The organism is Gilvimarinus agarilyticus (assembly GCF_000832015.1).
Lineage (GTDB): Bacteria > Pseudomonadota > Gammaproteobacteria > Pseudomonadales > Cellvibrionaceae > Gilvimarinus > Gilvimarinus agarilyticus.
The window spans coordinates 103,097-114,693 of sequence record NZ_JXCJ01000002.1 but is presented as its reverse complement, the minus strand read 5'-3'; the positions used below and the strand labels follow the sequence as shown (position 1 = coordinate 114,693).

General features: G+C 45.9%; 6 protein-coding genes, 1 pseudogene and 1 other annotated feature. Of the genes and pseudogenes, 4 read left to right on the top strand and 3 right to left on the bottom strand.

The genetic code is table 11. The features are described 5' to 3' along the window. From SD69_RS17890 to SD69_RS17885, 3 genes are all read left to right on the top strand, one after another. Nucleotides 1–345, top strand: a 345-nt coding sequence (locus SD69_RS17890; RefSeq protein WP_041525045.1) for a substrate-binding domain-containing protein, incomplete at its 5' end; no start/stop codon positions are given. A gap of 619 nt (nucleotides 346–964) precedes the next feature. Continuing rightward, nucleotides 965–1,480 carry a transposase gene (locus SD69_RS19275; RefSeq protein WP_157471844.1) on the top strand — a complete coding sequence of 172 codons (516 nt, stop codon included), beginning with the start codon at nucleotides 965–967 and terminating at the stop codon, nucleotides 1,478–1,480. Nucleotides 1,481–1,963: 483 nt separating this feature from the next. Then, a complete protein-coding gene (locus tag SD69_RS17885; RefSeq protein WP_052481440.1) occupies nucleotides 1,964–2,869 on the top strand; it encodes a DNA replication terminus site-binding protein in 906 nt (301 codons plus the stop codon). A 6-nt stretch (nucleotides 2,870–2,875) separates the two neighbouring features. Here SD69_RS17885 and SD69_RS17880 read toward each other — a convergent pair whose 3' ends face one another. The 3 genes and pseudogenes from SD69_RS17880 to SD69_RS19130 form a co-directional block, all read right to left on the bottom strand. Beyond that, nucleotides 2,876–3,244, bottom strand: a complete 369-nt coding sequence (locus SD69_RS17880; RefSeq protein WP_041525044.1) for a hypothetical protein — start codon at nucleotides 3,242–3,244, stop codon at nucleotides 2,876–2,878. Between the two features lie 656 nt (nucleotides 3,245–3,900). Then, a complete protein-coding gene (locus SD69_RS17875; protein WP_084591713.1) occupies nucleotides 3,901–5,577 on the bottom strand; it encodes a carbohydrate-binding protein in 1,677 nt (558 codons plus the stop codon). Between the two features lie 352 nt (nucleotides 5,578–5,929). Next, nucleotides 5,930–6,953, bottom strand: a pseudogene (locus tag SD69_RS19130) (IS3 family transposase); the annotation flags it as partial. After that, nucleotides 6,561–6,676, bottom strand: a sequence feature (AL1L pseudoknot). It overlaps the preceding pseudogene by 116 nt. Nucleotides 6,954–7,307: 354 nt before the next feature. On the opposite strand from SD69_RS19130, the gene SD69_RS17860 reads away from it, so the two are divergent. Next, nucleotides 7,308–11,066 (top strand): thrombospondin type 3 repeat-containing protein, encoded by a 3,759-nt coding sequence (locus tag SD69_RS17860; protein ID WP_041525041.1) that lies wholly within the window; start codon nucleotides 7,308–7,310, stop codon nucleotides 11,064–11,066. Nucleotides 11,067–11,597: the final 531 nt, after the last annotated feature.

Here is an 11,597-nt window from a genome sequence, read left to right as displayed (position 1 = left end):
GGAAAAGCAGCCGCTATTCAACTGTTAAACAGTAACGAAACATTCACCGCGGTGGTCGCTTACAACGACAATATGGCCATCGGAGCAATGAATGAATTTCTCGACCAAGGAATAGCGGTACCCAATGATGTTTCGGTGATTGGTTTTGATGATTTGTTTTTTGCCACGACTTGCCGGCCCGCACTTACGACTTTGCATTATCCCATTCGTGAAATGGCGGCCTACGCAGTAAAGCTCTCGCTCAGTCTTTGCAATAAAGAACTGCCCGATACCAACCAATTACATCGCTTTATTCCCAGCTTAGTTACTCGGAGCTCAGTGAAACCTTTAGGGGCCTTTGATTAATTTTTCGGCTTTAACTGTTGGCTGTAAGCGAAAATCGCTATGAAATGTCATGGCACATTCGATTTTGGTTTTACACTAGTGGGAGACAAAAAGGATAGGCAGTGTTATTGAGCTATCGAAGACAAAATGCTGAGGCCAATCTTATAAGGGCATGTTTACAATGTGTCTGAGAATGTCGCCTATTTTCTCTGCCAATCTGCGAGTATTACAAAAAAGCTCTGGAGTTATAACCGAACCTGGTGTTTGCGGTGTTGACAAAAAGCAGCGTATCTGGTTGATTTGTTGTCACCTAACAAAAAACCTACCAATAGTACGCCGCTATGAACAAGAATGCCGTTATTGAGTCTGCAGATCGGCAGGAAGAAGCTAATCCTCTGACTTATTTGCTGCGCCGAGGGGCGGGTTAGCTGCTGCAGAGGGCAGTAGAGGCAGAGCTATCGACCTTCATGGAGGACTTGAAGATCCCCGTCTGGGTGATGGTTGCGCGGCTGTGGTCCGTAATGCCTACCTGCCGGTATCGTGACATACAGACTGGGATTGGCCTAGTGAAGGTTAAAGTACCGAAGGTCAGGAGCAAGGATGGCGAACCACGGCTCTGGATAAAGACTGCTGAACCTACATCTGGGCCGACGGCATCTACAGAGGCCTGCGGTCGCAACAAAACAAGCTTTGCGCACTGATCGTCATAGGTTTAAACGAGCGCGAGGAGAAGCACCTTCTAGCCATTGAAAATGGTGAGCCGAAGTCGACGCTGAGCTGGAAAGGTGTGCTGGGTAAACTGAAGGAACGCGGCATGTACGCCCCCGAGCTGGCCGTTGGCGACGGCACTATGAAAAGGCGAAGCACTTGTCCACAGAGATCAAGGAAGCCAGTATGTCAGCGCAGATTACGTGGCCTTTATGAAAGAGCACAACCTCATAGGTTAAAAAACGTGCGACAAAACGGAAGATCTACTCGACAAGGGATGACGCGAAAAACTGAGATATTTAATTTTATAGGGATGTTTTACAATCCAATAAAACGCCATACTCATACAGGCCGCATATCGTCTGCTAAGTTTGAAGAAACGTATTTTTTGAAACAGCCAGTGTCTAGTGAAACCAGGGAAATCCACCCTACGCAAACCAAAGCGTAAGAAACACTCCAGTGCTCACAATTATGATCGAGCATTTTTGAATAGGCGTTTCATAAACCCTCCTGAATACAGATTTATTTCGTTTGACTACAATAACGCGAAATAAATTAAAGAAATATTTCAACAACAAAAGTCTAGCGCGCCTAACGACAATAGGATGTAGATATAGACATTTCATGAAAACTTAATTTTCCAATTTAAAGTTAGACCAACATGCAATTCATCAAAGCTTACCCTACCACCCCCTCACCCTGCTCAACCAACTTCGCATTACTACCACATGACAAATCCCTTCTTTACATTCAAAGGTGCCTCAAATTAGAAAAAAGAAACCAAAGCCCCGCGTATAGAAGTCACTGCAGTACAGATGCAACGCACAAAAGTTAATTAGAAGGAAAGATAAATTGTCCACAAACATACCCAAGTTGCATGTTGGTCTAAACTGTGTATTATTTATACACAATCATCAAGAGATTCGCCACCATGACAACGAACATACCCCCCGACCCTCTCCTTGTGGAGCACATCGAGACCCTCGACACCGGACTAAGGGACCTAGCCAAACTGTTCCGCAAGATCATGCCAACCCGTGCTTTCGTGACAAAAATGCCCGGAACCTTAAAGGGCCAAGAAAACGCCGCCGTGGGAAACATCACCGGTGAGGTGTTCACCAGCAAACGGGCCATTGAGCAAGCGATTAGCTGCTATCACGACCTCTACATCAAGCCTGACCTCTCACAAAAAGTAGCCAGACGGTCTGTGGGGGTGATCTGGATCCGCCCAAGCGATACCCCGCTTGAGCAGATCCAGCAGCTGGTTGACTGCGTGGCCACAGTCAACCACGCAAAGAATGACATGAAAGCACACATCACCTCACTCTATGCCAATCGCAAAGATCGGTTCGAAAGTTTGCGCCAAGTGCGCACAGGCCTGATGACCGTTCAGCTGTACCGGTCAATCAAACTCTTTCGGGACGAGTCCATAGAGCGGGTTGGGCTCAGCTGGGAACGTAAGCAGCTAGTGGATAAGGTGAAGCCTGAGAAAAAAATCGAGCTGCTGAACAGCCTCGACGAGGAGATCAGCCACCGGGATAAAGAAGGCGCCCTACCCCTAATTCAACTTAAGGCAAAGATTGGCCCGGTGCCCGCCGAGCTATTGAGGCTACGGCGCGATGTCCGGGTACAGCCGGTGGCTAATGTGACGCGTGAGCGAAACCAAACCATCACGGCGGTTATGCCAATCGTGTTGATTCAGAACAACACACCCAAACTGAGCCCCATCGAGCCCTTTATCGCGAGCGAACGGAGAAAACAGCGCTCCGATAGATCTCAAGCGCGGGTTTTGGGCACCTTCAATGGATCCACCATCGAAGAACGGTTAGTGGAATAGCTGTGCTCAGCACTTACCGGTTGAACGGTAAATTTCATCACAGGTCGGCGCCAAGGTTTGTTCTATCACGTCGGATAGCGTGACACCTTGGTGCTCAGCCACAATCCTTAGCATACGACGGGCTTCGAGAGTGACGTCCATGGAGACCAGCTTATTCTCGGTCGAAGCTCGGGCACGCCTGGCTGAGAGGGATTTTTGCAATCGCTTCCGTTCCTCAGGCAACAGTCTATCGATTAAACCCAGCACGTCAGCCTCCGTGGCGGACATTTTAACTGAATTCAAGCTGTGAGGAGACCGGCCAGTGACAATTTGATTGCGAAACCACTGTTTAACCCAAATGATTTCGCGCTTATCTCTGATTTTAAAAGGCTTCATAGAGTTCTACACCATCGAGTTCTACGGTGTAGACTTTACAGAAATATTCGGACAACGCAACCCTCTAAACACATTCTTTACATGTATCGCTATATATAAAGGTTACTAGATGAGCATAGTTTGCCCGGTGTGGTCGTATTAGGAGTACGTAAGACACCTAACCATCCAAAATCTCCTGTAGCCCCCCATTTTAAACAGCGTTGGATATCGGGTGGATTACAGTGCTACTTGGCCACGCTTATGGATAGACATTCACGTCATATATTGGGTTGGTCGCTCGAGTACACTAGAACAACGGCAGTCACTACCTCTACATTGAGGCGCGCATTCCGAAAGAGAGCGGGTGGGGGCAAAGAGCATTGTGTAAATCGTCCTAAGTACCGTACGAACACTGCATTTATGGAAGGTTGAGAACATGAGGTGTCCATTTTATCGCGGTAAGATCAAAATTTACTCGCTAGCGCCCCATGTTTCCGTGGAGCACGGCATTCGATTTCCGCATGAACGTAATAGTTCCGTTCTTAGATGGAGGTCAAGCTTTACATTATCCATCAGCGTGTCAAACGTAAAGCTTGATCCCAATTATTTTTCGGAAACAAACAGCAGTGGGCCAGATAGGCTCGAACCGCTGCCGTCATTAAAAATAGTGTGGTTGTTTATAATGGCGTAAAAACAAAACGATCCGCATTCCACTCCCACGTGCTGCTAGAGGTACCTGCACTGCGTATACGCACCGTGTTCTGTCCAGCCTTAAGGGTAACAGTCTGGCTTGCCGTTAACTTCACAAATTGATCCCAGTTACCATTATTACTGACGGCTTCTAGCGCTTGCAAATCCCCATTAACGAGGACTTCAATGGCACAATTGGTTTGAGTTGTTCCGAGCCATGCCTCAAATCGGTAATCGCCTTCAGTGGCAGCACTCACAGTGTACTCTACCCAATCACCGCTTTGGTTATAGTTAATCGCCTCGATGCCATTTTCTGCGGTATAGCTTTGAAATCCCGCGTAAGGACCACCAGTAGAATTGAAGGTTTCGGCTTGAATAATAATCGGGTTGGTTGGGCTTCCGGCACTCTGCGAAAATTCAACCCAGTTTAAATTAAAATTCCCGCTTTCCATTTCGAGTCGTAATATTTGGTTCGATGCACTTGCAAGCGTAATGTTATTCAGCTTTATAGTCTGCCAGGATTGCCAACCACCTGTTCCATTAAAACTCACGGTGCCAAGCTCAGTGCCTCCAAGCTTTACTTTTATGCGTTTTCCACTCGTAGAGCCGTTGGCTGCAACGCGAAAACTCAGGTCGTATACGCCATTACTGATAGCGGAAATGCTATACTCAAGCCATTCTCCACTGCTAATCCAGCCGACATTGTAGCCTCCACCACTATCTTGAGTGGCTTGAATATCAACGCTCTCGTTGGTGCGATAAGCGGAGCCTGCATTGGTGGTATTGCTATCGTTATAAGCAACACCCTGGCCCCCTAAGTCAAAATCCTCTGTCTGGATGCGCCCCGGAATAAAATGGTAAAGGTATTCCGATTGATCTGCTGTGGTCGTTTCTGGGCCTTGAGGGCCGTAGAGCTTAAGCTCATCAATAAGTAGCGTACCGGTTGCGCTTGCTTCATCGGAGCCACCGTTATAGTAATTTATCCAATACGCATAAATTTTTAGATCTGATAAGGTTCTAAAATTAAAATCGGTTTTTTCAAATACCAGCGCGCCGTCTACCCAAGCCCGTAAAATGCCATTACTCTGTCCTGGCGTATTGAGTTTTACGTACTGCTTAACATGGTGCCAACGATTGAAATTCATATTGCCGCTATCGTTCCACCAGCGCGCATCTCCCCACGTTTTTCCATTGTTTCCAGTATCGGCATGGTAGATGTAAAAACTATTTCGTACGTTCGATCGACCTTCAGCCTTTAAGGTGCCGCGGGCCGACCAGCCATCAACGCCAAAGCCTGGGCGATTCCCCCATCCTGCCACGCCATACGTACCATCAAAGCCCGGCGCTTTACCGCCATATTCGCTCATACTACTGTGGTACTTAACACGGTATTCTGCGAAGAGCTCTTCTGGCTCAAAACCCAGATTATCTTTAAGTAAATATTTCGCCGAGCCACCATAATGCGAGCCTTCATGTACAGTCACTTCTATGCACCCATCCGAGTAGCAGCCGGAAGTAACACGCCTAAAATTTTGCTCGTAGTTCATATCGTACTTTGACTTCCAAGAACTGGAGTTAAAGTTGTCATAAAAGTACAGTTGTGCCATTGTGGGAAGAGACAGTAATAGGCTGAGGCACAATAATCCATATCGTAATAATTTCATGATATTTCTCGTGGTTATAATTATGCATGGTCACATGCGATTATTTATCGCGACAAAATAGTTAGTGTGCGAGGCGCTACAATGGGAGCAAAGACTGGTCCAAGGAGATGAGTCAAATAGTTAGTGCCAGAACGTCAGAAGAATGTGAGGCAGTGTCATCGAGCATGAATGTAACAGGTTTAAAGCGGGATAAACGGGTCGTGTTTCACAAAGTAAACAACAATTGATGTGTGACGACTGAAAAAGTTGCATCAATACTTTAGCTTTTTTTGATTGTTTTAGTAACAGAAGAAGACATCAGAATAAAAGGTTAAACCTAAGTCGACATTTACCGAAGAGCGGATAGTTGTGTGATACCGTTAACGGTTTCTGCCGGAGCGCTGTCGCAGGAGTCGCCCATGCTGCCTACTGAAGCGTTGAAGCCAGCTTCAGCTAAACGCTCAGTGTATTTGATCGATAGATACTGGCTGCCACTGTCGCTGTGATGAGTGACGCCCTGTGGTTTTCCTCTCGCCCATAGCGCCTGCTCCAGAGCATCAAGCACAATATCCGCCTGTAGGCTTTTCGACACGCGCCAATCTAGCGAGAGAACACATCCACAACGAAGGCTACGCAAACAAAGCCCGACCAGGTCGCCACATACGTGATGTCGGCAACCCACATCTGATTCGGACGCTCGGCACTAAAGTACGATTAACCAGATCCAGAGGCTTGTCCGCCAATTCGTCAGGAATCGTGGTGCGACAACGCTTGCCGCGTCGCACGCCCTCCAGCCCCATATGGCTCATCAGCCTCTCGACCGCGCAGTGTGCTACGGGGATAGACTCTCGGTTTAGCTGATTCCAGATTTTGCGTGCGCCGTAGACCCCTAAGTTCTCCTCGTACACACGCGTAATCTCTAGCTTGAGCGCTTCATCCCGTCGAGTGCGATCACTACGCTGATCGGGGTTGGCCGCCAGATGTTTACGGCGGTAGTACGTAGACGGCGCAATCGACAATACCTTGCAGATTGACTCGACACCGTGCGTCTCTCGTTCTTGATTGATAAACGCAACCATCACTTCGGTTTGCGGTCGAGCCCCGCTTGGGCGAAAAAGCGGCCGCCTTGCGCAGAATCTCGTTCGCGCGTTTAAGCTCGCGATTCTCGCGCTCCAGCTCTTTGAGGCGAGCAGCCTCTTGAATGGTAGTGCCAGGGCGCTTGTCAGCATCGACTTCAATTTTGGTTACACAGGAGCGCCGTGTTCAGGCGTACAGCCAATCTTTGCAGCTACCGACTGGATGGCGGCCCATCGGGATTTGTGTTCATGCTCGCTCGTCAGCACCAGTCGTACCGCACGCTCACGCACTTCGAGGGAATATCCAAGTCTCTTGTTCATAGGCTAATTCTATGAAGAAAGTTAGCCTCCGACAAAACCTGGGTGATTCAATGCCGATCTCATTGAAAGCATACCTGGCATGGGGTGCCGAGAAATCTCGCAATTTCTGGCTTACATTGGCGATATAAGACGCTTTTAAAGTGCCAAAGTGTATTCACCCCAATTAATCTACAGCGGCTATTGGGGTGAGTACACTTAGAGACGTCCACTAAAGTGGGGCAAGTTCACATTTATTTCAATCACATTGTTAATTGTTTGATAGTAGATATTCGACTGTCTACAATTTAGCCGTCGGTTAATAAAGGCTGTAAATAAAAAAATATATTAGGAAACCCAATTAAAGGAATACACAATATGGTTAATTCCAATACAAATAGAGTTCGATCAATACTCTCTACGGCGTTAATAGGTCTAAGTGCGGCTGCGCACGCCGATACTATTAATGTTGAAGCTGAAGCGTTTGTTATTCAAATGGAAGCATTTGATGAAACAGGCAGTGGCGACTCGAGAGCAAAAGGGGTCGTAATTGGTGAACGTGGTTATCCAAGTGATAAACACACAGTAGTAGATAGTGTTCAAACAACCGATTGGGTTGATTACAACATTGATTTCCCAGTGTCTGATAATTATCGAATAGATATGTTAGCGTCAGGCCAAATTTCACACGCAACGGCTATTTTGTTTGTGGATGGTGTTGAAATAAATGAAGTATCTGTAGCAACAGGTAATCAAGCTGAGTTTGAAGACTTTACTTTAATACCCTCAGTATATATCAGTGCAGGTTCTCATACGATACGAGTTCAAAGTGGAAGCTCAACAGATACGTACAGTTGGACTTGGTTTGGTGACGCATTAACCTTTACACCGTTATCAGCTGACACTGGTGAAACAGATTCAGATAGCGACGGTGTTACCGATAACTTTGACCAATGTCCGAATACTGCGCCGGGTTCGGCCGTTGATTCGAACGGGTGTGAAGTGGTAGCTGTAGGTGATCAAGACGACGACGGTGTTTTAGACGATGTCGATCAGTGTCCAAATACAGCGCCGGGAGCAACTGTTGATTCAGATGGCTGTGAAGTTGTAGTGGTTGGTGACCAAGACAATGACGGCGTATTAGATGATGTAGATCAATGCCCAAATACACCAACAGGGGCCGCTGTTGATTCAAATGGTTGTGAAGTTGTTATTAATGACCAAGATAATGACGGCGTTTCAGACGATATTGATCAGTGTCCAAATACACCAAGTAATGAAGCGGCAAATGCTCAAGGTTGTTCTTCATCTCAAACAGGAGATGGCGATGGCTCTGGCGGTGATACACAACCAGGCGCAAACGAAGGTTTGTTATACGGTGAAGTCCAAGGCGCGACGAACTGGTCTGATGCCAACCCAAGCTGGATCCGTACCACAGATTTAAATCAAACTGAAGATAGTATTGGTGGCGATACGACTGAAATTTATACGGGTATGATCTATGATGCCGACGGTCAAATTTCGTTCTATGAGCATATTGATGACAGTGTTCGTTTATACATCGATGGCAATTTAGTCCTTTCTAACGACAGCTGGGAAGACTCGTCTGAAACGGGCAACTTAAACCTTGCACCAGGCTCTCACGAGTTTGAGTTACGTATTGGTAATGCGGATGGTGGCAGTGGCCCGGTTGACGGTTTAGGTTTTGGTATTGATGTAAACGGTGGTACAAACTTTGTTCACCCATCAACTCTTACTGAAAATATCTTTACTTCTGACGGTGAACTATCAGGTGATCCTGACGCACCAAAAGAAGGTGATGTGATCCTAGAGCTAGAAGATTTTGTAGCAACAGGAACGGTTGGTCGAGTAGGTGGCGATCCAAATGACGGATTTGTTGCAGAAGGTAACGCTACCACCATAAGCTGGGTAACTAATGGCGACTGGGGTGACTATAATGTTCAATTTGATGAGCCTGGCACCTACAAAGCCTATATCACTACTGCTACACCTGCATCAGGTAGTTTTGGTGCCCGCATAGATTTAGAAGGCGAGCCAGCAGCATGGGGTTACTTTGAAAGTACCGGTGGCTGGGATGTTTCAGAAGAAATACTATTGTATGGCGGTCATTTCTCTATCGATCAAGCGGGTAGTAAAAATATTCGCGTTGAAGCGATTGGTGGGTCTGACTGGCAGTGGGGAGGCGACAAAATTCGCTTCACTCGCATTGGCGATTACACCCCTGCACCAACTAGACTCTACAACCCTGCCGACCATACGGTTGCAGAAATTCAAGGGCCTGCGACAGGGTTTCAATACTTAAAAGAGCCGGTTCCAATTCCTACTGAGAATAAAGTATTAAAATCTGACGTTTGGTACACCTACCCACAAAATCGTGATTTTTGGGTTGATGACGAACAACCATACCAAGACTTTGGTGCAACAGGTTCATTCTGGGGTCACCCACCTGAACACGATTTCTATGATGACACTGTGATCATGGATTGGGCAATTGAGGTCGTTGACAAATACCAAGGTGAAGGGCTTGAATACACAGCTCGTGGTGAGTTTGACTGGGGTTTCCGTTGGGTTACTGAATACCTAACTAACCCCGAGCCTCATTATGTAAAAACACTGGATGATCGTAACGTACGCATGACATTCATGGGTTACTTAAGTTACAACGGTTATAACAATAACTGGTTGAGTAATCACAGCCCGGCATTTGTGCCATTCATGAAGTCACAAGTTGATCAGTTATTAAAAGCAAATCCAGACAAATTAATGTTTGATACGCAAACCAACTCAACTCGTACAACAGATATGCGCACCTTTGGTGGTGACTTCTCGCATTATGCGATGGAAAACTTCCGAGCATGGTTATCTAAAAAGTACGATAGTACACAATTGGCTGCGTTAGGCATCAACGATATAGATACATTTGATTATGGCGAGTTCTTAATATCAAAAGGTGTAACCCATACAACTTGGTCAAATGCGGGCAATACTATCACTGGCAATATCCCACTACTTGAAGACTTCATTTACTTTAACCGTGATGTGTGGAATCAAAAATTTGGTGAGGTATTAGAATATATTCGTGAAACGCACCCATCTATTGCAATTGGTGCAAGTACGCAGTTATTTGAATCTCGTGGCTACACATTCAATGAAAATGTAACATTCTTAGCGAACGAATTATTCCTAGATGTTAAATTACCGTTGACTGAGTTACCTACGAACATAATTGCACAACTTAAAGCAGCTGAAGCCGTGGGTAAACCATTAGCATATTTCCCATACCCTTCTGAGTTTAAAAAACTTCGTGATAACGATGCGCCTCGCTACGGCCGTGGTTGGGTAGCACTTTCCTATGCTTATGGTGGTTTGTTCTCGATTCCAGCTAATGTATGGATTGGTGCAGCTGACGCTAATACTTGGTCACCTGGTGCGGATAACTACCGTGACATCTACCAATTTGTTCGTAACAACGAAACATTATTCGATGGTTATGAATCATACTCTAAAGTTGGTTTAATGCATGCGATGTATTCATCGATGAAAGCAAACTTGTTAAATGGTGGCAATCAGGTACTTTCGAGTACCAGGACGCTAACGTTAGACAATATCAACTTTGACCTGTTAGTATTTGGCGATGAAGGTTACCAAGTAATACCTCGCCAAGCTGACTTTGATAAGTTTGAATACATCTTCACCGATGGCGATTTGAACCTCCTTACCGCTGATCAACGTGCAATATTAGACGCTCAAGGTGACAAAGTACGCCATATTGGCCAACGTGGCACCATTGACGGCATCAATATAAACGTAAGCATTAACGGTTCAGAATCTAACGAAATGGTATCTGCGGTATCTCGTGTTCACGAGACCGACACATCGGCACCCTACGTTGTTCATTTAATTAACCGTCCATTTGCAAATGGCGTTACGCCGATACTTAACGGTGTTGAAGTTTCCATTCCACAAAGCTTCTTTGCAGAAGCAATTACAGGAGCGAGACTTCATTTACCAGACGGTACTAGCGAAACCGTCACCTTATCAACTAACGCAGCTGGTGATGCGGTTATTGCGGTAAATAATTTAGAGGTATGGGGTATTCTAGAGCTAAGCCACTAGATACTGATTCATCTAAAAGAAAAGTTAAGAGACGCTATATAGCTATCTCTTATACACAAATCCCCGTTAAGAAATTAACGGGGATTTTTTTAACTAAATTATCTACTACCGGTTACCTTCGCGCAGAAGGCAGCTTAATGTCGTGAATCTCATTAAGTAGCTGATGCTAATTCAGGGGAAAGGTCACCCCCATTAACCCACAGCAGCTTTTCAAGAAGTCTTTAGCTCTTACAAATCATGTATACACGCCTCTGGCGACAGGGCGTAGATGAGCACATAAGCAGGCTGCGGTAAGCTTCGTCTAAACGAATGTAGGGGCGCTGTTATAAATTATTGATTGACCACCCCTCGTTTTGTATATTGTTTACTATATAATGACAGCTGATCATGTGGCTATCTGGCTTCAGGTGCTCAGCAATACCGACTGAGGTAGACAAAACTCTCGTTTGTGTTGGTTTGAGAGTTTTTCATAACCGAGAGAGAACAATTAAACTAATTGTGGGCAATATCATGCTAAGAAAACTGCTATTT